The organism is Corynebacterium sp. HMSC069E04 (assembly GCF_001813175.1).
GTDB lineage: Bacteria > Actinomycetota > Actinomycetes > Mycobacteriales > Mycobacteriaceae > Corynebacterium > Corynebacterium aurimucosum.
The window spans coordinates 72,897-96,696 of sequence record NZ_KV811674.1; the positions used below are offsets into that span (position 1 = coordinate 72,897).

Here is a 23,800-nt window from a genome sequence, read left to right on the forward strand (position 1 = left end):
GGCAGCGCGCGAGCCGGTTTCGATGGTCTCGGTGTCCTCGCGGCCCGGCTCACGCAGGTGAACGTGCATGTCCACCAACCCCGGCAGCAGCACGTTGCCGCCACCGTCGATAGTGCGGTCCACCTCAACTGCCGGGGTCACGGCCCCGGCGTCCCTGGCGTCCCCGGCATCGGCGGCAGTGCCGATGGCCTCGATAACGCCATCCTTGATCAGGATGCTGGTGGGTTCGCCCTCGCCATAGGGGCGAACGTTGGTGATGAGTAGAGTGCCGGCCGCGGGAGCAGAGAGCACGCCGGTGTCTGGATAATTAGTCATGGTTTCTGAAAAGCTCTCCTCGTTGGTATGTGAGATAACTCGATTTAGATACCGGCGTTCTCGCCGTTCGTCAGCAGCGTAAAGAGGGTGGCCATGCGCACATGGACACCGTTGTTGACCTGCTGGAGCACTGCGGTGTTGTCAAAGTCGGCCACGGCATAGTTGATCTCCATGCCACGAACCATGGGGCCTGGGTGCATGATGATGGCATCCTTCTTCATGGCCGCGGCGCGGTCCTTGGACAGCCCGTAGAGGGCGGCGTATTCGCGGTGCGAGGGGAAAAAGCCGCCGTTCATGCGCTCTGCCTGAACGCGCAGCATCATGACGACGTCCGCCTCCGGCATCTCGGCGTCGAAGTCATGGGAGACCCGCACCGGCCAAGTGTCCACGCCGAAGGGCAACAGTGTCGGCGGAGCGACGAGCGTGACCTCGGCTCCCAGGGTGGACAACAGGTCCACGTTGGAGCGCACGACGCGGGAGTGCAGGCAATCACCAACGATGGTGACTTTCAGTCCCTCGAAGCCGGTGCCTGCAGCGGAGCGATCCGCTCCTAGGTGCAGGCGCTGGCGCATCGTGACGGCGTCGAGAAGCGCCTGCGTGGGGTGCTGGTGAGAGCCATCGCCGGCGTTGATGACGCTCGGCCCCTGCCCTTCAGGTGCCACCCAGCCGGCGAGCTGCTGCGCAGCACCCGAGGAAGGGTGGCGCATGATGATGGCATCTGCGCCGATCGACGTCAAAGTCAACCCGGTGTCCTTGAGGGACTCGCCCTTCTTGACCGAAGACGTCGACGCGGAGAGGTTGATGACATCAGCCGACATCCACTTACCCGCCGTTTCGAAAGAAGAACGGGTGCGGGTGGAGTTTTCATAGAACAAGGTGAAAACGGTGCGCCCGCGCAGCGTGGGCAGCTTCTTGACTTCGCGGCCTTCGAGGGCTTCCCGGAAACGGTCGGCCTCATCCATCAGCCCAAGGATCTCCTCGGCGCTGTGGTCGGCGATATTAATGAGGTGCTTCATTTATGCCTCCTTGCCGGGCTGTGCAGTGAAGCGGGTGAGAACGACGGCATCGCGGCCATCGATATCAGCGTTGTACACGGTGACGTCCTCGTCGCGCGCGGTGGGAATGTTCTTGCCCACGTAATCAGCACGGATGGGGACCTGGCGGTGTCCACGGTCCACGAGGACTGCGAGTTGGATGATGTCGGGACGGCCGATGTCCGCGAGGGCATCGAGTGCGGCACGGATAGTGCGGCCGGAGTATAAGACGTCGTCGACAAGAATCACGGTGGCGCCGTTAATGCCGCCGTCGGGCACCGTCGTAGGCTGCAATGCACGGTGCGGGCGGGCATAGAGATCATCGCGGTACAGCGTGATGTCTAGGGAGCCCCAAGGAACCTCCACCCCGGAGAATTCCTCAATTTTTTCGGCAAGGCGCTGCGCCAACGGCACGCCACCAGAGGGAATGCCTAAGAGCAGGACTCGAGCGGAATCACTCGAATCTAGCGCTGTCTTTTCAATGATCTGGTGCGCGATGCGTGCGACAGTGCGCGCGACGTCTTTCGAGCTCAACAGCTCGTTGGACTCCGCGTGGGTGCCGGTTTCACTCATCGTGACCTCCTTCCCCGCCTCACGGTGCGGTCTTTAAAGGATGTCGGACAATGGTTAAAAGGACTTGTCTATGCTTGAAAGCCAGCACTAACCATAGCACTCTTCAGGCGTGCTGTGTACGCCCTCGCACCCCGAATCTTTTGAGGCAGGTCCCTAGACAGTGAGTTTTACTACCCAGCACGTTGTTCCAGCCCCGCGCGAAGAGGTTTGGCAATGGCACACCCGCCCGGGAGCGCTCGCGCGCCTCACCGCGCCTTTCGGTTTCATGACTCCCCTGCAGCAGGCTGAGTCATTAGCTGATGGGACTTCTATCTTGGGGTTTCCTGGTGGTTTGAAATGGGTCGCCCGGCATGATTTGAGTAGGTACCAGCCGCGGCGTTCTTTCGCTGATGTCTGCATAAATGCCCCCTTCCGTTCGCTGGCCAATTGGCGCCACGAACACGTCTTTGAAGACCACCCAGAAGGCACGCTCATCACCGACAAGGTGGACACCCGCATCCCCACGGGGGCAGTGGAATCGATTTTTGCCTACCGGCAGCAGCAGCTCATTGAGGATTTTCGCTTTGCTCAGCGGCTGGGTGCTCTCAACGCCGAGCCCCGCACAATAGCAATAACTGGTACGCACGGCACGATAGGCACTGCTGTGGCCGCACAGCTCGGCACCTTGGGCCACACCGTCATTCCGCTCGTGCGCTCTAAACCAGGTGTCGGCGAGCGCCTGTGGCGGCCTACTGTGCCCGCCAAAGATTTGCTGGACGGCGTTGATATCCTCATCCACCTGGCCGGCGAGCCGATTTTCGGGCGCTTTAATACCGCGCACAAGGAAGCTATTCGGGATTCACGTGTAGGCCCTACTCACCTGCTGGCGCAGCTGGCGGCCGAGACTCCCTCCGTGACTGCGATGGTCTGTTCTTCCGCTATCGGTATCTACGGCCCGGACCGGGGCGATGAAGAACTGACCGAAGGCTCGGAGCGCGGTGAGGGCTTTTTGGCCGATGTCGTGGAGGCGTGGGAGGATGCTTGCGCGCCGGCACGTGAGGCCGGGAAACGAGTGGTGAACCTGCGCACCGGCATCGTGCAATCTGCCAACGCGGGAATCCTGCCGCTGCTGCGGGCGCTGTTTTCTACTGGACTGGGCGGCTCATTTGGCAAGGGCAGCATGTGGAATAGCTGGGTTGCGCAGGATGATCTCTCAGATATGTTCGTCCGCGCCGCCCTCGACCCTGCCTGGAGCGGTGCCATCAACGCAGTCTCCCCCACCCCGGTGCTCAATCGCGATTATGTGGATGCCCTCGGCTCACTCCTTCACCGGCCGACCGTCATCCCCATTCCCAGCGTTGGTCCAGCGCTACTGCTGGGTAAGGAAGGTGCGCGTGAGCTGGCACTGGCCAACCAAAAGGTCCTTCCCACGCGCGCGGAAGCGCTGGGCCACGCCTTCCGCTACCCCGACATCGCTCCAGCGCTCGCCCACGAGCTCGGTGGCGAAAAACTCGTCGAGGCCCCCACCTGCGCACCCGGGGAAGACGGCTCCGGTAGTGTCGGGGCCGGAAAAGATTAAGAAAAATGTAGCGAAGTGAGTAGAAGAATTGACGGACACCACTAACCATGACCACGCGCAGCAGCGCCAGCTGCAGCCTGACACACCCATCGAAGAAGTCAGCCTCGAGCGCATAGCGGAAATCTTTGAGTCAGAAGGCTTGGAATACCGCATCGAAGAGCAGAAGACCCAAGACGGCCAAACGGTCAACCTCTTGCGCACCGGCTTCTCCAACGCCGCCATCGCCTTCCAGCTCGTTGGCTCCTCTCTCATCGTCGATTCCGTATGGCGCGGCTCTGTCCCCGCCTCCGAAGGCCCTGCGTTGCTCATGCACATCAACGCATGGAACCAGGACCACTTCACGCCGACGTTCCGCTTCTTCGAAGCGCCAGACAACGCTTTGGCGGTCTCCGGTGCACGCGATCTGGACGTAACCCATGGTGCATCCCGCAACCAGCTCGGCGCGTTCGTCATGTCCACCCTGGATGCTGTGTTGCAATCCTTCGAGTGGATGGAACAGCAGTACCCGCAGCTTGTCACCTGGAAGGAGCACAACCATGACTAATCCGACAACGCCTACCGCCGAGGATCCGCACGCACTGCCGGAGGTCACCCTCGACCGCATTATCGAGGCGATGAAGACCTTCGACATCGAACTCGAGCCGGTCACCGGTCGCGACGACGCCGCGACCGCTAATCTCAACGGTCTGCCGTGCATGTTCGCCGTCCTGGAGAGCGTTGCTATCGTGCGCTGCGATGTTCCGACGGACGTCAACTATGCCAAGGCAGACGCAGGTCTTTTCTTGGCCGCTAACCAGATCAACTCCGTGGCTATGGGGGCACGCGCCGTCATTGCTGATTTTGACGGCATGCTGCTCGTACGCACCGAGGCTGACATTCCTTGCGCGGCCGGAATGACCGATGAACAACTCGCGGCCGCACTGCGCGCCTCTGTGGACGGCGTCATCAACGCCCAGAACGCCATGGTCGCCGCTGCCGAAGAAATGGCCAAGCTCGGTTCCGAGTCAGCCGCGCAGGCGGGCGAGGGGGCCGAGGGCGCTCAGGGTGAGCAGCAGTGACCGATCTCCACGTGGTTGAGCCGGTCACCATCGACCGGTTGGCGCAGTTGTGCGAGCTTATCGCCGCCGACTATGCACTCATCGAGGCAACCCCAGAGCCAGAAGACGACGCTGACACTGGCGCCGACAGTGCCGATTCCGCGCGCCGCGTGCTGCAGACCGGTGTCCCCCATATCGCAGTGCACTGTGAGCTCGACGCTGAAGGCGAGGTACTCAGTGCCTTCGCCTCGTGGGAGGGCACTCTTCCAGCACACCTCGAACCGGAGGTAGCCGCCGTGGTGGCGGAGCTGAACTGGGCCAGCGTTGCGCCCACCCTGAACTTCCTCGTAGAAGAGGATGCGAAGGGTAACGCGGAGATCCACCTAGGCGCCAACCGCGCCATGGGCGTGGGCGAAGGCCTCTCCTTGGCTCAGCTCGGCCATTTCCTGCTGAGTTCACTGGCCAGCTTCGCTGAGATCTTCGACGTCGTGGCACAGCGCTTCCCGCAGGCTGTCACCTGGGATAAGGAGGAGCAAGCATGAGCCAGGACCCACATCAGAACCAGAATGCATCCGGCAGTTCCGATCCTTTCGACATTCTCTCCGGATCACCGCTGGCCGCCGTCGGCCGGGACCGCGTGTTGAGCGTGCTCAACGGCGCCGAGCTGGATATGGCAGCCACCGCGCACCCTGAAGATGCGACAACCGCAGTTGCCCGCCTCAACGACCTTGACTGGGTCATCACCGTGGAAGAGGGCCTCGTGCGCATCGAGAGCGTGCTGTCCACACAGCTCAATGCGGAGATGCTCCCCATCTTCCATGTGCTCTGCAACGAGTTCAATTCCGGTGCTTTCGATGGGCGCGCGCTCGTTGGTTTAGCTGAGGATGAGGTTGAGCTGCGCGGTGATGCGTGCTTCGTCACCACCGCTGGTCTGAACGAGGACCAGCTCTTTCACGCGCTCAACCTCGGCATCATCAATGCGCAAGAAGCGCTGCTGTCTGTTCTGGATGCGTTTAACGCCGCCGCCCGCGAGCTGGCCAGCGACGTCGATGGCACAGAGAGCGACTAGCTCTTAGTCAGCGTCCTTAATACGCTGGCGCTCGACTTCCGGATCAAAGTCGGGCGCCGGCCATTCCAGATCTAGGTGGCGCAGGAGATCCACGATGAGAAACTTCAGCGCCATCCGGGCATACTTCTTGTTATCGGTAGGAATGACGTACCAGGGCGCGTAGTTTTCATCCGTGCGCTGAATAGCATCCTCGTAGGCCGACATGTACTCATCCCAATAGGCGCGCTCCTCCACATCAGCCGGGTCGTATTTCCAGAACTTATCTTCCCGCTCCGTGCGCTCCAGCAGATTTTCCTTCTGGGCTTCCTTGGACAAGTGAAGGAAGATTTTAATGACCTTGACTCCCCTGGCCGTTAATTCCAGCTCATAGTCACGGATGGCCTCGATGCGCCGATCCACCTCTTCTTCATCCACCCACTCGTGCACGCGCTGAATGAGGACATCCTCGTAGTGGGAGCGGTCAAAGGCCACGATTTGTCCCGGCTGCGGGTCATGTTTGCGGATGCGCCACAGGAAGTCATGCTCTAGCTCCTCTTCGGTGGGTTTACCGAAGCCGACGGTCGTGGTTCCTTGCGGGTCGAAGGTGCTCAACACGTGGCGGATAGCACCGCCCTTGCCCGAGGTATCCATGCCCTGCAGGACGATGAGCACCGCCGGGGCGTCCTCACCGTAGCTGCGGCCGTTGGCAAAAAGCCGCTCCTGCAGCTCATAGAGCTCATCGTCATACTTGGAGAAGCGGGCGTCGAGCGCCGCTTTATCGCCGTCGAAGCCAGGCGTTGCCGAGGCATCAACCGAGTCAATCTGAAAATTTTTGCCAGCTCGCAGGGCGAGCGCGTCCTCAATCTTGAATTTCGCCATGGACTCCACCATACCGAGACGCTGTTTAAGCACCCAGAGTAAAAAGGCCTCGCAGCAATGCGCTGAGCGCTCCTAGGCTGGCCAGCCACAGTGATAGCTTATGGGCCTTGTCCCGAGAGACGCGCCCAGCAATCTTCTTTCCTAAGAGAATGCCAACGCACATTCCAATTACCCCGCAGGGCCACACCAGCCAGTGCAAACCGTCAAAGCCGCCGGAGCCCAAGAAGTACTTCGTCAGAACAGAGGACAATCCGCCGATGACAAAGCAGGGCTGCAGGGTCGGCGCGAGAACCTCCTTGGGCCACCGCGCGGCCTGGGCATAGACCGTGATGACCGGGCCAGCCACGCCGGCCAGGGTATTGGTGAACCCGCCCAAAATACCCGCGGAGATGGCCGGGCCCGTGCCACTCATCTCCGGGACGAACTTGCGCCCAAAGACCACCACGGCCAGCGCAATCAATAAGGCGGCACCAACCAGAACCAACAACGCCGCAGTATCAATACGGGCGATGAGCAGCGCCGCCGGAATTGAGCCGAGGACCATGAAAGGACCGATGCGCAGCCACTTTCCCCAGTCCACATTCTCACGCATCGAATAGGTCGTGAGGATGGCATTGAGGCAGGCCAAGACGTTGATGACCATGATGCCTTCGACGGGGCCGAGGAAAAGCGTCAGGATGGGCCCACCAATGAGGCCCAGGCCCATGCCGGAGACTCGCTGCAAGCACGAGCCAGCGATGACGGTAAGGAGGACAACGAGGGGTATTGCCAGTACAGACATATCCCTTTAGCCTCGGTAGCGTTCCATCACTGCGGCAGCCACATGATCCGGGAACATACCCGTAACATCACCGCCGTACTGCGCCACCTGCTTGCACAGCGAAGAAGAGATATATCCGTATTTCTCATCCGTGAGCAAAAAGACGGTATCGATTCCGGAAAGGCGCCGGTTCATCTGCGCCATCGGCAGCTCATACTCATAATCCAAGGAGGAGCGCAAGCCCTTCACAATCGTGTCTATGCCATGGGCGCTGGTGTAATCCACCAACAATCCGCCCCACCAGTCCACCTCGATCTCCGGGGAAACGGTACGGCGAATAAGGTCCACGCGCTCCTCCACGCTAAACAGCCCAGAAGGCTTGTCGGGGTTTCCCGTCACCAGCACCGTGACCTTGTCAAAAAGCTCGCTGGCACGATTAAAAACGTCGACGTGCCCCAGCGTGATGGGATCGAAAGAACCGGGGCATACGGCGTGAGTCGGCATGGCTAGTCCTCCTGGGTTCCGGTGGTATCGATCTTCGAGCTATCCGCACTGCGGTGATAGATCGCCATATCAAAACGCGCGATGCCAAAGGTCCGCTTCTTAAGCTTCTGACCGGTGGGCTCAAAGCCATCTGGCCACTGTGTGTGCGGCGAGCCCACGTGGCGCTCGATGACAACTATCGCGGCATCATCCAGCACCGGCTCGATGGCGGCGAGAAGACCATCAACATCATCGAAGTCATAGGGCGGATCCGCGAGCACCATGTCGAAGTAGCCGCGCGGTGCGGTGGCAAGGTATGACGAGGCTTTCATTTCTCGTACCTCCACGCGCGGGTGCTTCACCACCCCAATATTGTGGCGAATGACCTTCACGGCCGCGGCATTATTCTCCACGAGGACGACTTCCTCAGCGCCACGGCTAGCTGCCTCAAGGCCTAAGGCGCCGGAACCAGCAAAGAGATCCAACACGCGGGAATCAATGAACCCCCAGCGCACATTCAACGATGAGAAAAGGCCCTCGCGGGCACGGTCGGACGTGGGCCTCGTCCCAGCTTCGGGCACCTTGATGGTGCGCCCGCGGGCTTCTCCGGCGATGATTCTGGTCATGGCTTCTACCCTATCTCCCCTCAGTTTCCCGCGGTGACAAGCCTAGTTCTTCTCCAAAAATCCCTGTTCATCTGCGCTTAGGTTGTGCGTCAGTTCCTCCGCTAATTCAGGGTTGCGCTCGACCAACGCGGCGGCATCAGCATGCGTGCGCTCGACGATGTCCCGGTCATTGATGAGGTCCAGCAACTTCAGCGTGCGCTTCGTACCGGATTGCAGTGTTCCCAAGATATCGCCTTCGTGGCGTTGCTGTAGGTCGAGCTCAGCTAGGTCAAAACCAGATGGCGTATCCGCGATAGCTTTGATACGCCGGAAAGACTTGCTATTAGGCTCAGCCGTCGTGTGCAGCAGGCACACCGATTCATTGCCGCCGCGTCCCACGCGCCCGCGCAACTGGTGCAGCTGCGAGACTCCAAAGTTCTCCGATTCCCGGATCAGCATGACGGTGGCATTGGGAACATCGACGCCGACTTCAATGACCGTGGTGGCCACGAGGACATCAATCTCCCCGCGCGCGAAGCTCTCCATTACTTGGTCCTTATCGGGCATTTTGCCGTGGAGCATCTCCACTCGCAATCCGCGCAAGGGAAGGTTGCGCAGTTGGACCGACATGGTTTCCACACCGCCCTCTCCTTCAATCCGCGGGCAGACGATATAAGCCTGGTGACCCTTGCCTACCTCTTCACGGATGCGCTCGATGGCGCGGCGTACCCACTCCGGCTTCCATTCGGGAACCACCGCGGACAAGATAGGTTTGCGTCCACCGGGCAGCTCCTTGAGCGTCGATACCGCTAGATCACCGAACACCGTCATGGCAATCGTGCGCGGGATAGGTGTCGCAGTCATCACTAACAGGTGCGGGCTGGTTCCCTTCCGAGTTTTGGTGCGCAGGCTATCGCGCTGTTCGACGCCAAAGCGGTGCTGCTCATCCACGATGACGAGGCCCAAATCGAAGAATTCAACGCTGTCCTGGATGATGGCGTGGGTGCCAATCACGATATCGGCCTCGCCAGAGACAATCTCCAACAAAGCTTTGCGTTTCTCCGCCGTCTTCATCGAACCCGTTAGGACCGTGACGGTGACACCTTCGGGAACGCTGGCGCTAATCGACGCCCCATGCTGCGCCGCCAGTACCTCCGTCGGGGCAAGCAGTGCAGCTTGTTTTCCAGCATCAACCGCCTGCAGCATGGCACAGGTGGCAACGAGCGTTTTGCCTGAACCGACCTCACCTTGCAACAGCCGCATCATGGGCGCGGTGCCACACAGATCTGCGTCGATCTCGCCGATGACACGTCGTTGACCGTCAGTCAGCGCGAAGGGTAGCTCGCTGAGCAGCTCATCGCGGTAACCTTCCAGAATTGCCGGCATCGGGGTTGCCGTGCGCGCCTTGACATCGCGCTGACGCAAGGCCATAACTAGGCCCACCGATAGGGCCTCGTTGTACTTGAGGCGCTGGATAGCGCGCTCCGGGCCATTATCACCCGGTTCGTGGATCTCGCGCACGGCTTGATCCAGCGTCACCATCATCCGATAGTCCAGCGGCTCCGGGATCGGTGGGGTGTGCTCGAGCACTTTATGGATAGCGCCCATGATGTACCACGACGTCACCTTTCCGCTAGCCGGGTACACGGGAATCCATTCGCGCTGCAGGAAGGTCTCCAGCGAGCCGAACTGGGAGAGCTTCTTCAGCGAACCTGTCCCCTGCCCAGTAGTGCTATCCAGCAGGGACTCCTGATAGCGGCCGGGGTCGAGGATGAGAAAATCGGGGTGCTGCAAGCTGGGGTATCCCCGGAAGTATTTCAGCTTGCCGGAGAGCATGACGCGCATGCCGCGCCCCAGCACGCGCTGCACGTAGTGCGCATTGAAAAAGGAGGCCTGGACTCCGCTATCCATGTAGAGGATAAACACCACGGCTTTAGATGTGTGTTTAACGCGGAGTTCTTCGATAACGCCAGTGATGGTGACGTGATCACCATCCTCAGCACCGCCGAGGCCCACGTCCTTATTGTGGCGGATGTAGTCGCGCGGATAGTGGCTGAGCAGCTCCCCGCACGTGGTGTATCCGAAGGCGCGCTTGAAAGCCGCGGCATCCTTCTTTGCCAAGATATCCGTCAGTGCGCGGTCATCCTGCCAGCCCAGCATGGTCTACTCCACCCCAATCTCAGTGCGCAGTCCAGGCACGTGCAGAACCACGACATCAACCCCCAACTCTCGGGCTAACTCGTCTTCCTCTAGCTCAAGGCCAGTCAGCACCGTGATCTGCTCGCCGCCATAGCCCAGCTGAGTACGACATGCCGCTAGAATCCCAGCCACGTTTTCTCTATCTGGGTAGGCTACCCGCATGGAGCGGGCAGCGTCCTTCATCGCGGCGAGCACGTCGTCGGTGTGCGCGGAACTCGGCGCATAAACCGAGAGCGCCGCCAGCCCGACTACCAGGGAATCGGTCGGAATGACAGTAGCCTTGCCCGGGTCACCACCGCAGCCATTGGGCAAGAAAAGATCTCCCTCCCCGGCGCTTTGCAGTTCTTCGCCGGGCTTGACGACGTCCGCCCCCGCCTTCTCAAAAAGCTCCCGCGCTGCCTCTTCAGGCACCGCGGCAAAGATACGCCGCTGTGCTCCCCCGCCACCACCAGAATCTTGGCAGCTGGCCGCCTGACCCGTCTGCGGTAGCGCTTCGAGCCGCAGGTTGCTGACCTTTCCCAGGGAATAGGCCTTTTCGATCACGGCCCCCGCCTCAGCGCTATGGATGTGCACGCTGGCGGAGGTTTCCGTCGCCCGTGCAATGACGAGACTATTGCCCAGCGGAGCCAAGGTCTCTTCGATGTCGCCCAGGTTGCCCTCAAAGAAGAAGATGGCTTCGATCTCTGCGAGCTCTTCTCCTGCCTGTGGCTCCCGCACGGCAGGCTCCGCGGAGTAAAGTGGCACCGACTCCGTCAGGGGTTGGCTGGCAGGGTCGGGCCCTGTGACCTGAGTGAGCAAGCACTCGAGCAAAATTACGAAGCCGGTTCCACCGGCATCCACAACGCCGGCTTCGCGCAGGGCCGATAGCTGCGAGGGGGTCTCAGCAAGGGCCTTCCGTGCGGCCTCGACCGCTGCGAGCAAGATGCCGTGAAGCTCGGCCCCAGGCTGCTCGGCAGCCTGATTGGCGGCGATCGCCGCGGCTCGCAGCACGGTAATAATCGTTCCTTCCACCGGTGCGGCAAGCGCGCGGTCCACCAAAGTGACAGCCAAGGTCAAAGCATCGGCGAGTACCGCACCGTCCACGCGCGAATCCGTCGTGGCATCGGCAACCCCCCGCAGCACTTGGGAGAGCACCATCCCCGAATTGCCGCGGGCGCCGCGCACTGAGCCGATGGCCAGGGCTTCGGCCACGTCCACCTCGCCCTTATTGGCCTCCGCCAACGCGGACTCCATGGTGTGCGCCATGTTGGATCCCGTGTCGGAATCGGGCACTGGGAAAACGTTGAGGGCATTGATCTCGGCGCGGCGGCGCTGCAGCTCCTCCACGGTTCGGGCGGCCCACTCGTGGAGGCCACGAGCATCCAACTCAGCGGGATATGACATGCTGGCTAGTCTACAAGCGCCAGTCCACCGCGGGGACGCCACGGGCCTCTAAAGCCGCATTGGCCCGGGAAAAGGGACGCGACCCGAAGAATCCACGCCGCGCTGACAGCGGCGAAGGATGCGGGGAGGTAATGCACTCTGTACCGGGCAGGAAAGCTTGGCAGGCTTGGGCATCGCGGCCCCATAGAATGGCCACGATATCGCGCCCCGCCAGTGCTCTGATGGCGGCCTCGGTAATCGCTTCCCACCCGAGCCTGCGGTGTGAACCGGCCTGGCCCGGGGCCACGGTAAGCACTCGGTTGAGCAGCAGCACTCCTTGCTCAAACCAGGCCCGTAGATCACCATCAGCGCGGCCGGGGATGCCGAGGTCGTCGCCAAGCTCGGCGTAGATATTCTTCAACGAACGCGGGGCCGGCACGCCCGATCGCGTGGAGAAGGACAAACCCATGGCATGCCCCGGCGTGGGATAGGGGTCCTGGCCCACGATGAGCACCCGCACGTCCTCGAGCGGCATAGACAGGGCGGCGAATACATTCTCGGCGGGCGGCAGGAACTCTGCGCCAATCTCGCGCTCAATGCGTGGAAGGTTTTCCTCCAGTGCCTGCCGGATGTAAGGCATCCACGAGTAGTGAATGTGAGAGGTATCAATGTGGCTCACGCGAATCCCTCCCAGCCCTCGCTATAGCGCGGCTCCTCTCCGTCAATGGTCACGCCGCTACCGCGCATCACCCGACCAATTTCCCGGAAACCGGAGGGAGGGGCCTTGTACGTGGTAGCCAACAGCGTGTGGTCCTCGCCGCCGGTTAAGACCCATTCCCAAGGATCGATATCGAGCACCGCGCCGGCGGCAGCCAGCAGCGGGTCAGGGGCAATCGCTCCACGGTCAAGGTCGATGTGCACCCCGGAACGCCCAGCTAAGTGTCCTATATCGCGCACGAGGCCATCCGAGTTATCCGTCATCGAGGTCGAACCGGTTGCCCGCGCGATGACACCACGCCCCGGGGTGAGGGAGGGAGCGCAGTGGGCGTCGACCAAAGGCCAGAATTCTTCTAACTCCGGCGGCAATGCGCGGCCATAGCGTTGCAACAGTGCCAGGCCCGCCCCGGAATACCCAATCTTGCCGTGTGCTACCAACTTCTGGCCCGCCCGGGCACCATCCAGAGTCAGCGCTGCACCACTTCCACCCAGGGAGCCTAACGCCGTGACGTTGATGACCAAGCTCTCACTGCGGGTCAGATCTCCGCCTACGAGCTCCGCGTTATATACCGCGCAGCGCTCAGCGATACCCTGCGCAATCCCCCGCACGAAGTCCACCGAGGTATCTCCCGGGGCGGCAATCGCCAGCAATGCCGCTGTGGGGCGCGCCCCCATCGCCTCAATATCCGCGAAGTTGCGCACAATAGCTTTCTGTCCGATCTCCGCGGCGGTGGACCAGTCCCGCCGGAAGTGCCGACCTTCCACCATCATGTCTGTCGCGGCCACCGTGCGCGAATTGGGTGCCGCCGGGTACAGCACTGCCGCATCGTCGCCGTTGAGCGCGCTCGGGGCTGCAGTGACAATCTCATGGATAACGTGCCGTTCACCGGCTTGATCGAGGGTATGGGACAAACCCACCGTCACGGACTCCTTTTCCTTGCGCGGGCTACACGCCACTCGTGCGCGCCGTCCGCGTTCGTTCTTCTCGGGCTATCAGCGATAGGATAAGCCCCTATGGATACCCAATTTAACCGCACCGCTATTTACATCTCACTCGGGATCTCCATCGCGATGGTCTTCGCGGTGATTTTTGGTGCCAAATACGTATTCACCAGCGCCGCGCAACAGCCAGTGGCGCTGCCTCCCACTCCCTCTGAGGCAGCGGACTCCCCCGAGTGTGCCGCTGTCGTCGATGCGCTGCCGGACAAGCTCATGGGTTACCCGCGCGTCGACTTGGTCGATCCTGCCCCGGCGGGCGCCGCCGCGTGGGCAAAGAACTCGGAGGACAAAGTAACGCTGCGCTGTGGTGTTGACCTGCCGCAGCAGTTTACCGACTACTCCCACACCGTCGAGTCCGACGGCGAATCGTGGCTACAGGTCCTCGACGCCACCCCCGGCTCCACCCTCTCGACGTGGTACAGCACCAAGCACACCCCCGCCATCGCGGTGACAACCTCCTCGGAGGAGGCCCATGATGACGCTCCAGAGGGGCTAGAAGCAGCCTTCCAGCAACTAGAAAAGAAGGCACAGAAGGCCAACCCAGCGCCGCTATCGCAGCTCAAGGCTGGACCGGATTCCATGTGTCCCGCTCTAGAAGAGGCCCTGCCGGAAACACTTGCAGAGGGCTATACGCGCCGCGCGGATGTGGGAGATAAGAACACCTGGGTTTATAGCGCACCGGGTCAGGAAGAGATTGTCGTGCGCTGCGGCGTGGCCTCTCCGGAGAACTACCGAGCAGGTGTTCAGCTCCAGCAGGTCAACGACGTCCCGTGGTTCGAAGACACCACGCTGGCGGAGGGCACCACGGCCGGCACATGGTTCGCGCTCGGCCGGGCGGAGGACCTCGCGTTGTCTGCCCCACAGGATGCTGCGAATTCCGCGCTGGTGCGGCTTAGCGACGCCCTCGTGGCAGCCACTCCCTCCCAGTAGGTGTGAGAGGCGCGGCCTACATCGTCACCCTAGGAACGCGCGAGGGCCGTCTGAATAAGGGTGTCGAGCAGCTCGGCATAACCTACCCCTTCCGCAGCAAAGACCTGCGGGTACATAGAAATCGGGGTGAAGCCGGGGAAGGTATTCACTTCGTTGATGCAGTAGGAATCATCACTGACGAAGAAATCCACGCGCGATAGGCCCGAGGCACCCAGCGCCCGGAAAGCCTCAATAGCGCGCTGTCGAAGTTCGGCGGTCAGCTCCTCACTCAACGGAGCAGGAATTGCTGCCGAGACGCCCTCGTCGATGTACTTGGCATCGAAATCATAAAAGCCTTCCTCAGACTCCGTGGTGCCCAAGAGCTTGGCGGGGACAGAGGCCTGGAGGCTGCCGTCGGGGCGTTCAAGAACTCCCACCTCCACCTCGGCGCCGCTGATTTCTGGTTCGATGAGGACCTTGTCATCGGATTCATAGGCCAGGGTTAGTGCTGCTTCAAGGTCTTCCCATGCGGAGACCTTGGACACACCGATGGAGGATCCGCCCCGCGCCGGCTTCACAAAGACGGGCAGGCCAAGGCGTTCCTTTTGGGCGTCATTAAGCGTGGCTTCCCCTGTGAGTACTTCTTGCGGCGCTACCGGAAGGCCTTCCGCGACCAGAAGCTTCTTGGTGAACTCCTTGTCCATTCCGACAGCCGAAGCCAATACGCCTGCGCCGACGTAGGGAATCCCGGAAAGTTCAAAGAGGCCCTGCACTGTGCCGTCTTCCCCATAGGGGCCGTGCAGAACTGGGACAATGACATCGACCTCTGTGTAGTGCTCGTGGCGGGTGACATTGTGGATGCGCCCACGCGTGGCAGGGTTGAGGGATAACGCCAGCTCATCGTGCAGTTCTACTTCGGGCAGCCGCCCGTCGACAATGTCGAGTCCCGCGCGGTTGCCCTGCGTCCAGGTGCCTTCCCGCGTGATGCCAATGGGCACGACTTCATACTTTTCCGGATCAAGGTGCTCCATGATTGCGCCGGCGGAAATGCACGACACCGAATGCTCGGAGCTGCGACCGCCGTACACAACGGCAACGCGCACAGGTTTCGCTTCAGTCATACCGAGCAACTTTACTCGGCTTTACTCAGCTTTCTTGGTGCGACCCATCAGAGCAACAATCATGTCGTCGACAGTCACCCCGCGGTGGCACACACCGTAGACCGCTTGGGTAATCGGCATCTCTACGTCTGCGCGCTGCGCCAACCGAAAGATGGAATCAGATGAGATAACGCCTTCCGCAACCTGCCCGTTGGTGGCGGCAGTTGCTTCCTCCAGCGTGCCCCCCTGGCCGAGGCGATACCCAAAGGTGCGGTTACGCGACAACGTCGAACTGCACGTCGCCACGAGGTCTCCCATGCCTGCTAGACCAGAAAAGGTGAACGGGTCCGCTCCCAGCTTCACTCCTAGGCGAGTAATCTCCGCGAGCCCGCGCGTGATGATGGTGGCCATGGTGTTGTTGCCTAACCCCTTACCCGCCGCCATGCCGCAGGCAAGTGCAATCACGTTTTTGCAGGCGCCGCCGATCTCCGCGCCGATGACATCGGTGTTGGTATAGGGCCGAAAATACGGTGCTGCGGCGGCATGTTGCACGGCCTCGGCACGGGCAGCATCGCTGCAGGCAATCACCGTGGCTGCCGGTTGCTCCTGGGCCACCTCCTTGGCTAGGTTGGGCCCAGAGAGGACCGCGATACGGTCGGAGGAGACACCAGCGGCGTCTGCGATAACTTCGCTCATTAGGTTGAGTGTGGCCTTCTCCACGCCTTTAGAGATCGACACCAAGGTCGCGTCCTCAGGCAAGAGTGGCGCCCACTTTTCCAGGTTTCCGCGCAGCGTCTGAGAGGGAACGCCGAAGATCACAATATCCGCGGCCTGCAGCGTTGTTGCCGGCTCTGTGGAGGCCTTAATCGACTCAGGAAGCGGGAGTTCTGGGAGGTAATCCGGATTCTCGTGGCGCGTGTTGATGGCATTCGCCAATTCCTCGCGGCGCGCCCACAAGCGGACGTCGTTGCCGGCGTCAGCAAAGACTTTTGCCAGCGTGGTTCCCCACGAGCCTGCCCCCATTACTGCCACGTTTGCCATGTGCCACCTCACTCTAGATTCCTCTGCATTGGCTTTTCCCATTAAAGCACGCCTGGCATTCCTGCACGCTCGGCGCGTAAGGCTGCATCGCGACGGCGAGTGGAGGAAGATAGAGAAGGTTGAAAGCTACCGGCGCAAAAGGAGCAGCATGCCCAAGGCAAAGAACATGCACGAGACGGACAAAGACATTCGCTCGGAAGTCTTCATTTCCGGACGCCACCAGGAGATCCCCGTCGATCCGGCAGAAGAATTCAAGCGCACGACGCTTGCCGCCGGCGCGGTTCTCTGGCGTGGCGACCCGCACGATCCGGAGGTTGCACTTATCCACCGCCCCCACTATGACGATTGGTCGCTGCCCAAGGGCAAGGTCGATCCGGGCGAATCGCTCCCCGCGACCGCCGCGCGCGAGATCTTCGAGGAAACCGGTTACTCCGTGCGCCTAGGCAAGCTCATCGGCAAGGTGGCCTACCCGGTGCAAGGCCGCACGAAGGTGGTCTACTACTGGCTGGCCCGTGTACTCGACGGTGAGTACACCCCGAATGAAGAGACCGATGAGCTGCGTTGGATGAAGATCGCCGAGGCCAGCTCATTACTCTCCTACGACGTTGATGCCCAGGTGCTAGGCAAGGCACACAAGCGTCTGCGCCTTGCGCCTACGACCCGCGTTCTTTATGTGCGCCATGCACGCGCACACCAGCGCCGCTCGTGGGAAGGCGATGATGACCTGCGCCCGCTGGATAAAAAGGGGCGCCGCCAAGCGGAGATGCTCGTGCCGATGCTCACGCCATTTCATCCGACCGCCATTTATAGCGCTCCGCCGCAGCGTTGCCAGCACACCGCTGCCCCACTGGCCGATGAACTCGGCATGGACATCGCCGTGAATAAAGCATTCGGCGATGATGTCTTTGCTGAATCGCCCGACGACGCACGCGCCGCCTTCCAGCGCGTGGTCGACGGCGGCGGTGTTCCGGTTATCGTCAGCCAAGGGCTGACCATCCCCGGCATCATCGAGTCCTACGCGCCGAAGTTCCTTAAAAAGTCGATCGATGAGCTCAAGTTCAAGAAGGCTTCGGTATGGGTTCTTTCCTTCAACGACGGTGAGCTTACCGGGGCGGACTACTTGGCTAGCCCGCTTCCTGTGCGCTAAGTACGGCATCGCCGCCGTCTCTCAGGAACTTCAGTGCTGCCCTGCTGTCTTATTCCCACCGCGCTGCAGGGCGGCGCTGCATAGCGCGAGTGAAAAGGACCATCCCGAGCGCCCAGATCGGATAGGCGGCAAGGAAGCCGACTATGGGAATAAAGACAAGCAAGCTCGCGATGAGGGAGCAGACCAAGATAAAGAGCAGCGACTGCCCTAGATTCTCCATGACCAGGTTGAGGGCCTCTCGGAAGCAGTCCATGAGAGGCTTATCAGGGTTATCCGCCTTAATCACGGGCGCTGGCCACAGGAGCGCAAAGAGAATCAGACCAGGGAAGCCGCCCGCAATAGATCCGAGCATTACCAAAGTAAAGAAGCAGGCATAGACGCCGGCGCAACCACTCAGCTGGGCAAACCTAAAGTAGTCGCGGAAGGTGACCTGCTCCCCATCAGCGATCTTCCGGGAACCATTAAAGAGGTTCGCCATTAGCCAGAAAAGATAAGCGAAGGCGACTAGCCCCATGACAACCATGAGAGGGATCCCGACGGTAGGCACCAAAGGCTCAATGTCCGTGCCGTTTTCTTCCATTACTGCGAAGATGCCGCCTACAGCGGTACTCGGAACAAGAAGAAGAGCAAAAGTGATGATGAAATGCACCAGCATGGCCAACATCCCTGGCACAGGCTGCTTCAGGTAGCCCTTGAATGATTGGCCCACAATATCCATGGCGTCGATGGGTTGGGCGGGCGCCCCGCCTGGTGGATTTCCAGCCCAGGCGCCAGGCTGGCGCTCACCGTAGTTGCTGGACTGCTGATAACCGTAGTTCCCTGGCTGTTGATGGCCATACCCCGCAGTGTCGTGATAGTCATACCCGCCATACCCGCCTGCGCCGCCGAACTGATTGCCTCTGTCTCCGCTAAAGCTTTGATAAGGATTGCTCATGCCGAGGATGTTAACGGCGCTATGTGCACCGCGCCACAGGAGGCGGGGAACGCTCCCACACCTTTATTGCTCACGTTAAGATGCTACGACGCGGGGCTTGAACGCGGGGCGCGTGGATTCGAAAGCCTCGATATCGGCCTCATTGCGCAGGGTCAGACCGATATCATCGAGCCCCTCCATAAGGCGCCAGCGAGTGTAATCATCGATCTCAAAGGTGTAGCTATTGCCGCCGACGGTAACCGTCCGCGATTCCAAATCGACGGTGGTTTCGGTCTCGCCGGCCTCCAACTGTTTCCAGATGAGCTCGATGTCTTCTTGTTCCATGAGCCCCGTCAGCAGGCCAGCCTTTCCGGAATTGCCGCGAAAAATATCGGCGAAGCGTGAAGAAAACACCGCCTTGAATCCATACTCGGCAAGCGCCCATACTGCGTGCTCACGAGAGGACCCGGTACCAAAGTCCGGCCCCGCGAAAAGCACAGAGCCTTCCCTGAACGGTTCCTGATTGAGAATAAAGTTGTGATCGCTGCGCCAGTTAGAAAACAGTCCGTCGGCAAAGCCGGTGCGTTTAACGGACTTGAGGTAGCGCGCCGGAATAATCTGGTCAGTATCCACATTGGATACTCGCAGCGGAACGCCGATGCCAGTATGAGTAACGAACTTCTCCATTGTCTTCTCCCTTTCCTTAAGCGCCGGCCACGGCGGCATCGACGATATCTGCTGGTGCGGCCAGGTGTCCCAGGACTGCTGTCGCCGCGGCAACGGCCGGGGACACCAGGTGGGTGCGGCCGCCTGGCCCTTGGCGGCCCTCAAAGTTGCGGTTGCTTGTCGACGCCGACCTCTCCCCCGGCTTCAACTGGTCCGGGTTCATGCCCAGGCACATCGAGCAACCAGCGGTTCGCCATTCAGCACCAAAATCGGTGAAAATCTTATCCAAGCCTTCTTCCTCAGCTTGCGCCTTGACCACAGCCGATGACGGAACCACCATCATGCGGGTATCAGCCGCGATACTGCGCCCTTTGACTACCTCAGCGGCTGCGCGCAGGTCTTCGATGCGAGCGTTCGTGCAGGAGCCCAGGAAGACAGTGTCGATCTGGATATCGCGAAGCGGCGTGCCAGGCTCCAGGTCCATGTACGCCAAGGCCTTCTCGACTGCAGCCTTCTCACCGTCGTCACCGCACTCCTCCGGGTCGGGCACCACAGCGCTCAGCGGCAAGCCCTGTCCCGGGTTCGTGCCCCAAGTGACAAACGGGGTGAGGGCAGAGCCGTCGATCTCCACGACGGTATCAAACTCGGCGCCCTCATCGGTCGGCAGCGTCTTCCAGTAGTCAACCGCTGCGTCCCAGTCTTCGCCCTGCGGGGCGAACTCGCGGCCCTTGACGTACTCAAAGGTGGTTTCATCCGGAGCCACCATGCCAGCGCGGGCACCAGCCTCGATGGACATGTTGCAGATCGTCATGCGCGCTTCCATCGACATTTTGCGAATGGCCTCGCCGCGGTACTCGATAATGTGGCCCTGGCCGCCGCCAGTGCCAATCTTGGCGATGATAGCCAGAATCAAGTCCTTGGCCGAAACACCTTCCGCCAGCTCTCCGCTAACCTCGATAGCCATCGTCTTGAAAGGCTTGAGCGAAAGCGTCTGGGTGGCCATGACGTGCTCAACCTCGGAGGTACCGATGCCCATGGCGATGGAGCCGAAGGCGCCATGCGTCGAGGTGTGCGAGTCACCACACACAATGGTCATGCCGGGCTGGGTAATTCCCAGCTGGGGGCCTACGGTGTGAACGATGCCTTGCTGAGCATCACCCATCGAATGCAAGCGCACACCGAACTCTTCACAGTTCTTGCGCAGGGTAGATACCTGCGTGCGGGAGACCTCATCTTTAATTTCTAAAAGGTTGCCGGTCTTAATTCCGACGGTGGGCACGTTATGGTCTTCAGTGGCCAAGTGCAGCTCTGGATGACGCATCCTGCGACCGGCCAGGCGAAGACCATCGAAAGCCTGCGGGCTGGTAACTTCGTGCAGGAGCTGAAAGTCAATATAGATAAGATCGGGCTCGCCGCCCTCGCCCTTGCGCACAACGTGGTCGCGCCATACCTTCTCTGCGAGTGTCAGTTTCTCAGTCATGTATCTCTCCACTTGAAATCTCAATTAATGGGACGTAGATTTCATTATATGGGAGAGTATAGCGCAGTATCAGGAATTAAGGTATTGGATCGCGCAGTAGCCATCATGATGGCCGCGACCAACCGCCCCTCCACGCTCAATGAGCTGTGCGAGACCACCGGCCTACCCCGGGCAACCGCACACCGTCTCGCCACAGCGCTCGAGGCACACCGGATCCTTACCCGCACGCCCGACGGTAAGTGGGGTGCGGGTCCCGCCCTTCCCGGCAACCGGGATCGAATCATCGAGACCGCCGGCCCCATCATGGAGGAGCTTCTCGACGCCACTGGCGAATCCGTCCAGCTATACGAACTCTCGGGAACCACCCGCACCTGCATTGCCACGCGCGAGCCAGAAATTGGACTACACAACGTGGTCCCTGTAGGCCGCCAGCTCCCGCTCACCTCTGGCTCCGCCGCTAGAATCTTCGCAGCTTTTGCCGATGTACACGTTGAGGATGCCATTTTCAGCGAGCACGATGTCGAACTCGCACGCACCAACGGTTATTCCGAATCCATCGAGGAACGCGAGTCCAACCTCGCCTCCATCTCCGCACCAGTTTTCGACGGCGCCGGAAACTTCATCGCCGCGCTCTCCATTTCTGGTTCGGCCGAGCGCTTCCGTCCCTCCCCAGCGGAGAAATTTGCGGATGTACTGGTCAGCGCTTCCAACCGGCTGAGCGCCGCCCTTTCCAACAGCGCACCGAACAATGGCAACCGCTAAGACCGCCGACGGCTAGGCCTGCAAACTCCGCCCCCAGATACCTCTAAATACTCAAACCAAAATACATTGCGAGGCCACGCAGTCCTTCTGGGCCCGCGCTGCTTGTCGAGGACAACGCCTCACCCTTTTCCTGCGCCACCCGGATTGGATTTCCTGGTTCCCGGTTGGGACGTCGCGGTACCCAACCTTGGTGCGGCAAGCGCGCCAGTTCATCCGCGTGTGGCATCCGTGCATAGTTTGAGAAAATTACCGTCCGGCCTTCTCGATTGGTCTGGGTAATCCCCTGGTAAATACCCACCACACCTGGCTGCCCTGGAACGGAGACTGCTCCACCGCTATCCCCTGGTGCCAGCGACACGTCGACCGCATAGTTCATTCCAGGAAAGAGGCCTGGCCCCCGCACCGCAGTACCGCATTGACGCGACGTGGCCTGCCCGTCGAAGCACACAGCTGCTCCTTCGCCTGGGACCGGCGCCATGCCATCCCCTGTCAGGGGGTTTCCGGCCGAGTACGTTCCGCCGGCGAACTGAATATAGGCCAAGTCATGCCCTGCCGCCCCAGAAGGCTTGAACCAACGCAAGGTTCCTACGTGCTGGCCCGCTTCGTTATACATCTGCTCCCCGTTGAGACCGCAGTGGGCCGAAGTCCACGCCCGGCTAGCCTCAACATAACCGACACTGCACAAGGTGCCATCAGCAGCAGCAACCTTTTGCCCCTGCCTCACCGGCACACCCTCGGCAGCCGTTGCGGGGGTAGCAAGAGCAATGGCTAGCGAGCATGCACCAACCACAGAACCAAGGCCGGAAGCAAAAAGCGAAAGGCGACGCTGAGGAGACTTATTCATCATACTTTCACTCTAGCCTGTTTCACCCCACATACACCTCACGCCCCGCACGTCACTCTACTAACACCCCCTAGCACCCCCAATAATGAAACTGAGTTGAAAACACGCTTTACTGACAGTGACAGCTACTGAAAACTGATTGAAAATCCCCAGCCTTTCAAGGAGGAGTCATGACCCACACCATTCACGACGAGCACACGCACACCCACGGCGAAGGCTGTGGCCACGTCGCATTCCCGCACGGCGATCACGTGGACTACCTGCACGATGGCCACATCCACCGCGAGCATGAAGGCCACTGGGACGAGTGCGAGACATCCGAGCACACCGTTCACGAGGGCCACGACCACGAGCACGGCGAAGGCTGCGGCCACGTCGCATTCCCGCACGGCGATCACGTGGACTACCTGCACGATGGCCACCGCCACGCAGCGCATGATGGCCACTGGGATTGCCACTAAGAGCACTCCGGATTCCGTTTTTCTGAGCTGCCTAGCCCGCGCCCACGATGCCGGGCTTGGGCAGCTCTCCCCGTTTTCTCCAGCGCATCTCGGCACATCCCGTTAGGGTGGAACTTATGACTTCCACGCGCACCCTCCGACCCGTCGCAGCTTTTGCAGCCATAGCCACCGCCGGTGTTTTAACGGTTGGATGCTCCACGTCATCCGACATGGCAGCATCGTCAGGCCCGGGCGAAGTATCGGGTGAGCCAACTTTCGAGAACACATACCCAGCCTTTCAGCCGCTCAATGATGACGCTGAACTTCACGTTCCCAACTCCGCCGACGAAGGAGCCCCATCCGGCCCCGAACCGACATTGCCCGGCACCGCAGCCGATCAGCCTGGGGGCCAGCCTCAACAGCCGGATACTCAAGCGCAGAGTGTGCAAGGAGCCCAACCAGGCGCAGGCCAGCACCAGACCGCTCAGGCTGCAAAGATGTCCACCTACAATAGCCTCTCCGGACAGCTTCCCCAAGGCGAAGCCAACGGTGCAGCAGTCAACGTTCACGGCACACCCGCCACGGTGTGCCAGATGGGCGATGGCTATAACATCGCCTTCGTCATGGCCGGCGCAAACACTAGTTGCGATTTTGCGCGCTCCACAGCCGGCCGCTTGATGACCTTAGCCCCAAGCTCCCAGGATGACCTCCGCGCCTATATCCCCGCACAGGTAACCGTCAACAGCTCGGTCACACAGCAGAACTACTCATTGACGTGCAACATTGATGAGCACGAGGTGATTCGCTGCACGGGCGGTAATAACGCTGAAGTCCTCATTGTCTAGACTCCAGACCGCTAACCCATAACCCGATCAGATAACCCATAACCCGATCAGGAAAGAGGGCGACAGCTATATCGCTTGTCGCCC

26 protein-coding genes and 1 pseudogene are annotated in these 23,800 nt (G+C 60.7%); 10 read left to right on the plus strand and 17 right to left on the minus strand.

The genetic code is table 11. The annotated features are described in order from the left end of the window. From pyrC to pyrR, 3 genes and pseudogenes are all read right to left on the minus strand, one after another. Positions 1–315 (minus strand): annotated as a pseudogene (pyrC, locus tag HMPREF2896_RS06515) (dihydroorotase); the annotation flags it as partial. Between the two features lie 44 nt (positions 316–359). Further along, positions 360–1,331, minus strand: coding sequence for an aspartate carbamoyltransferase catalytic subunit (locus HMPREF2896_RS06520; protein ID WP_070718555.1), 972 nt, complete (start codon positions 1,329–1,331; stop codon positions 360–362). Then, positions 1,332–1,922, minus strand: a complete 591-nt coding sequence (pyrR, locus tag HMPREF2896_RS06525) for a bifunctional pyr operon transcriptional regulator/uracil phosphoribosyltransferase PyrR (protein WP_070444952.1) — start codon at positions 1,920–1,922, stop codon at positions 1,332–1,334. A 160-nt stretch (positions 1,923–2,082) separates the two neighbouring features. Between pyrR and HMPREF2896_RS06530 the strand changes: the two genes are divergently transcribed. The 5 genes from HMPREF2896_RS06530 to HMPREF2896_RS06550 are packed head-to-tail and all read left to right on the plus strand — an operon-like array spanning position 2,083 to position 5,586. Further along, the gene (locus tag HMPREF2896_RS06530) at positions 2,083–3,480 is read left to right on the plus strand and encodes a TIGR01777 family oxidoreductase (RefSeq protein WP_070718557.1); all 1,398 of its coding nucleotides are present in this window, start codon (positions 2,083–2,085) and stop codon (positions 3,478–3,480) included. 28 nt (positions 3,481–3,508) lie between these two features. Then, positions 3,509–4,024, plus strand: a complete 516-nt coding sequence (locus HMPREF2896_RS06535) for a YbjN domain-containing protein (RefSeq protein ID WP_070444958.1) — start codon at positions 3,509–3,511, stop codon at positions 4,022–4,024. Beyond that, a complete protein-coding gene (locus tag HMPREF2896_RS06540; RefSeq protein WP_070444961.1) occupies positions 4,017–4,538 on the plus strand; it encodes a YbjN domain-containing protein in 522 nt (173 codons plus the stop codon). Before HMPREF2896_RS06535 ends, HMPREF2896_RS06540 begins: the two co-directional genes overlap by 8 nt. Further along, positions 4,535–5,059 carry a hypothetical protein gene (locus tag HMPREF2896_RS06545; RefSeq protein ID WP_070444964.1) on the plus strand — a complete coding sequence of 175 codons (525 nt, stop codon included), beginning with the start codon at positions 4,535–4,537 and terminating at the stop codon, positions 5,057–5,059. Before HMPREF2896_RS06540 ends, HMPREF2896_RS06545 begins: the two co-directional genes overlap by 4 nt. Further along, positions 5,056–5,586, plus strand: a complete 531-nt coding sequence (locus HMPREF2896_RS06550) for a hypothetical protein (protein WP_070444967.1) — start codon at positions 5,056–5,058, stop codon at positions 5,584–5,586. The genes HMPREF2896_RS06545 and HMPREF2896_RS06550 overlap by 4 nt, the downstream gene beginning before the upstream one ends. 3 nt (positions 5,587–5,589) lie before the next feature. Here the strand turns inward: HMPREF2896_RS06550 and HMPREF2896_RS06555 are convergent, their stop codons facing one another. From HMPREF2896_RS06555 to HMPREF2896_RS06590, 8 genes are read right to left on the minus strand one after another with little or no spacing between them, the layout of a single operon-like run. Continuing rightward, positions 5,590–6,444: a PPK2 family polyphosphate kinase gene (locus HMPREF2896_RS06555; protein WP_201828279.1), complete on the minus strand. Its 855-nt coding sequence runs from the start codon at positions 6,442–6,444 to the stop codon at positions 5,590–5,592. A gap of 25 nt (positions 6,445–6,469) precedes the next feature. Beyond that, complete coding sequence (locus tag HMPREF2896_RS06560; RefSeq protein WP_070444973.1) at positions 6,470–7,225, minus strand: sulfite exporter TauE/SafE family protein; 756 nt, start codon at positions 7,223–7,225, stop codon at positions 6,470–6,472. Positions 7,226–7,231: 6 nt separating this feature from the next. Beyond that, on the minus strand, positions 7,232–7,708 hold the full coding sequence (coaD, locus tag HMPREF2896_RS06565; protein WP_070444976.1) for a pantetheine-phosphate adenylyltransferase: 477 nt from the start codon (positions 7,706–7,708) through the stop codon (positions 7,232–7,234). 2 nt (positions 7,709–7,710) lie between these two features. Beyond that, a complete protein-coding gene (rsmD, locus tag HMPREF2896_RS06570; protein ID WP_070718560.1) occupies positions 7,711–8,313 on the minus strand; it encodes a 16S rRNA (guanine(966)-N(2))-methyltransferase RsmD in 603 nt (200 codons plus the stop codon). Positions 8,314–8,355: 42 nt separating this feature from the next. Continuing rightward, the gene (locus HMPREF2896_RS06575) at positions 8,356–10,452 is read right to left on the minus strand and encodes an ATP-dependent DNA helicase RecG (RefSeq protein WP_070718563.1); all 2,097 of its coding nucleotides are present in this window, start codon (positions 10,450–10,452) and stop codon (positions 8,356–8,358) included. A gap of 3 nt (positions 10,453–10,455) precedes the next feature. Beyond that, positions 10,456–11,874, minus strand: a complete 1,419-nt coding sequence (locus HMPREF2896_RS06580) for a DAK2 domain-containing protein (RefSeq protein ID WP_070718566.1) — start codon at positions 11,872–11,874, stop codon at positions 10,456–10,458. A gap of 10 nt (positions 11,875–11,884) precedes the next feature. Next, positions 11,885–12,493, minus strand: coding sequence for a uracil-DNA glycosylase (locus tag HMPREF2896_RS06585; RefSeq protein ID WP_201829587.1), 609 nt, complete (start codon positions 12,491–12,493; stop codon positions 11,885–11,887). Between the two features lie 35 nt (positions 12,494–12,528). Next, a complete protein-coding gene (locus tag HMPREF2896_RS06590) occupies positions 12,529–13,494 on the minus strand; it encodes a thiamine-phosphate kinase (protein ID WP_141754766.1) in 966 nt (321 codons plus the stop codon). 90 nt (positions 13,495–13,584) lie between these two features. On the opposite strand from HMPREF2896_RS06590, the gene HMPREF2896_RS06595 reads away from it, so the two are divergent. Continuing rightward, positions 13,585–14,499: a DUF3515 domain-containing protein gene (locus HMPREF2896_RS06595; RefSeq protein ID WP_070718572.1), complete on the plus strand. Its 915-nt coding sequence runs from the start codon at positions 13,585–13,587 to the stop codon at positions 14,497–14,499. 29 nt (positions 14,500–14,528) lie between these two features. Here the strand turns inward: HMPREF2896_RS06595 and HMPREF2896_RS06600 are convergent, their stop codons facing one another. Further along, on the minus strand, positions 14,529–15,599 hold the full coding sequence (locus tag HMPREF2896_RS06600) for a D-alanine--D-alanine ligase family protein (protein WP_070718575.1): 1,071 nt from the start codon (positions 15,597–15,599) through the stop codon (positions 14,529–14,531). Positions 15,600–15,620: 21 nt separating this feature from the next. Then, entirely contained in the window at positions 15,621–16,619 is a 999-nt protein-coding gene (locus HMPREF2896_RS06605) for an NAD(P)H-dependent glycerol-3-phosphate dehydrogenase (protein WP_070643396.1), read from the minus strand. A gap of 148 nt (positions 16,620–16,767) precedes the next feature. Between HMPREF2896_RS06605 and HMPREF2896_RS06610 the strand changes: the two genes are divergently transcribed. Further along, positions 16,768–17,766: an NUDIX hydrolase gene (locus HMPREF2896_RS06610; RefSeq protein WP_070718577.1), complete on the plus strand. Its 999-nt coding sequence runs from the start codon at positions 16,768–16,770 to the stop codon at positions 17,764–17,766. Positions 17,767–17,815: 49 nt separating this feature from the next. Here HMPREF2896_RS06610 and HMPREF2896_RS06615 read toward each other — a convergent pair whose 3' ends face one another. From HMPREF2896_RS06615 to leuC, 3 genes are all read right to left on the minus strand, one after another. Then, positions 17,816–18,700, minus strand: coding sequence for an EI24 domain-containing protein (locus HMPREF2896_RS06615; protein WP_070718581.1), 885 nt, complete (start codon positions 18,698–18,700; stop codon positions 17,816–17,818). A gap of 75 nt (positions 18,701–18,775) precedes the next feature. Continuing rightward, the gene (gene leuD, locus HMPREF2896_RS06620; RefSeq protein ID WP_070718583.1) at positions 18,776–19,366 is read right to left on the minus strand and encodes a 3-isopropylmalate dehydratase small subunit; all 591 of its coding nucleotides are present in this window, start codon (positions 19,364–19,366) and stop codon (positions 18,776–18,778) included. Positions 19,367–19,382: 16 nt separating this feature from the next. Further along, the gene (gene leuC / locus HMPREF2896_RS06625; RefSeq protein WP_070718588.1) at positions 19,383–20,825 is read right to left on the minus strand and encodes a 3-isopropylmalate dehydratase large subunit; all 1,443 of its coding nucleotides are present in this window, start codon (positions 20,823–20,825) and stop codon (positions 19,383–19,385) included. Positions 20,826–20,873: 48 nt separating this feature from the next. Here leuC and HMPREF2896_RS06630 point away from each other — a divergent pair, with 48 nt between their 5' ends. Then, a complete protein-coding gene (locus tag HMPREF2896_RS06630; protein ID WP_070445015.1) occupies positions 20,874–21,587 on the plus strand; it encodes an IclR family transcriptional regulator in 714 nt (237 codons plus the stop codon). Positions 21,588–21,630: 43 nt separating this feature from the next. Here the strand turns inward: HMPREF2896_RS06630 and HMPREF2896_RS12415 are convergent, their stop codons facing one another. Next, entirely contained in the window at positions 21,631–22,434 is an 804-nt protein-coding gene (locus tag HMPREF2896_RS12415; protein WP_083276436.1) for a chymotrypsin family serine protease, read from the minus strand. A gap of 167 nt (positions 22,435–22,601) precedes the next feature. On the opposite strand from HMPREF2896_RS12415, the gene HMPREF2896_RS12420 reads away from it, so the two are divergent. Further along, on the plus strand, positions 22,602–22,892 hold the full coding sequence (locus HMPREF2896_RS12420) for a hypothetical protein (RefSeq protein WP_083276437.1): 291 nt from the start codon (positions 22,602–22,604) through the stop codon (positions 22,890–22,892). A gap of 116 nt (positions 22,893–23,008) precedes the next feature. Beyond that, positions 23,009–23,716: a hypothetical protein gene (locus HMPREF2896_RS06640; protein ID WP_246815725.1), complete on the plus strand. Its 708-nt coding sequence runs from the start codon at positions 23,009–23,011 to the stop codon at positions 23,714–23,716. The last annotated feature ends 84 nt before the right edge of the window (positions 23,717–23,800 follow it).

What these genes read in the sequence shown, in the direction of transcription:
- HMPREF2896_RS06575 (WP_070718563.1), bottom strand. Translation starts at nt 10,452, where the DNA reads ATGCTGGGCTGGCAGGATGACCGCGCACTGACGGATATCTTGGCAAAG.
- rsmD (WP_070718560.1), bottom strand. Translation starts at nt 8,313, where the DNA reads ATGACCAGAATCATCGCCGGAGAAGCCCGCGGGCGCACCATCAAGGTG.
- coaD (WP_070444976.1), bottom strand. Translation starts at nt 7,708, where the DNA reads ATGCCGACTCACGCCGTATGCCCCGGTTCTTTCGATCCCATCACGCTG.
- pyrR (WP_070444952.1), bottom strand. Translation starts at nt 1,922, where the DNA reads ATGAGTGAAACCGGCACCCACGCGGAGTCCAACGAGCTGTTGAGCTCG.
- HMPREF2896_RS06540 (WP_070444961.1), top strand. Translation starts at nt 4,017, where the DNA reads ATGACTAATCCGACAACGCCTACCGCCGAGGATCCGCACGCACTGCCG.
- HMPREF2896_RS06560 (WP_070444973.1), bottom strand. Translation starts at nt 7,225, where the DNA reads ATGTCTGTACTGGCAATACCCCTCGTTGTCCTCCTTACCGTCATCGCT.
- HMPREF2896_RS12415 (WP_083276436.1), bottom strand. Translation starts at nt 22,434, where the DNA reads ATGATGAATAAGTCTCCTCAGCGTCGCCTTTCGCTTTTTGCTTCCGGC.
- HMPREF2896_RS06600 (WP_070718575.1), bottom strand. Translation starts at nt 15,599, where the DNA reads ATGACTGAAGCGAAACCTGTGCGCGTTGCCGTTGTGTACGGCGGTCGC.
- HMPREF2896_RS06580 (WP_070718566.1), bottom strand. Translation starts at nt 11,874, where the DNA reads ATGTCATATCCCGCTGAGTTGGATGCTCGTGGCCTCCACGAGTGGGCC.
- leuD (WP_070718583.1), bottom strand. Translation starts at nt 19,366, where the DNA reads ATGGAGAAGTTCGTTACTCATACTGGCATCGGCGTTCCGCTGCGAGTA.
- HMPREF2896_RS06555 (WP_201828279.1), bottom strand. Translation starts at nt 6,444, where the DNA reads ATGGCGAAATTCAAGATTGAGGACGCGCTCGCCCTGCGAGCTGGCAAA.
- HMPREF2896_RS06615 (WP_070718581.1), bottom strand. Translation starts at nt 18,700, where the DNA reads ATGAGCAATCCTTATCAAAGCTTTAGCGGAGACAGAGGCAATCAGTTC.
- HMPREF2896_RS06550 (WP_070444967.1), top strand. Translation starts at nt 5,056, where the DNA reads ATGAGCCAGGACCCACATCAGAACCAGAATGCATCCGGCAGTTCCGAT.
- HMPREF2896_RS06610 (WP_070718577.1), top strand. Translation starts at nt 16,768, where the DNA reads ATGCCCAAGGCAAAGAACATGCACGAGACGGACAAAGACATTCGCTCG.
- HMPREF2896_RS06605 (WP_070643396.1), bottom strand. Translation starts at nt 16,619, where the DNA reads ATGGCAAACGTGGCAGTAATGGGGGCAGGCTCGTGGGGAACCACGCTG.
- HMPREF2896_RS12420 (WP_083276437.1), top strand. Translation starts at nt 22,602, where the DNA reads ATGACCCACACCATTCACGACGAGCACACGCACACCCACGGCGAAGGC.
- HMPREF2896_RS06630 (WP_070445015.1), top strand. Translation starts at nt 20,874, where the DNA reads ATGGGAGAGTATAGCGCAGTATCAGGAATTAAGGTATTGGATCGCGCA.
- HMPREF2896_RS06520 (WP_070718555.1), bottom strand. Translation starts at nt 1,331, where the DNA reads ATGAAGCACCTCATTAATATCGCCGACCACAGCGCCGAGGAGATCCTT.
- HMPREF2896_RS06595 (WP_070718572.1), top strand. Translation starts at nt 13,585, where the DNA reads ATGGATACCCAATTTAACCGCACCGCTATTTACATCTCACTCGGGATC.
- HMPREF2896_RS06585 (WP_201829587.1), bottom strand. Translation starts at nt 12,493, where the DNA reads ATGCCTTACATCCGGCAGGCACTGGAGGAAAACCTTCCACGCATTGAG.
- HMPREF2896_RS06640 (WP_246815725.1), top strand. Translation starts at nt 23,009, where the DNA reads ATGACTTCCACGCGCACCCTCCGACCCGTCGCAGCTTTTGCAGCCATA.
- leuC (WP_070718588.1), bottom strand. Translation starts at nt 20,825, where the DNA reads ATGACTGAGAAACTGACACTCGCAGAGAAGGTATGGCGCGACCACGTT.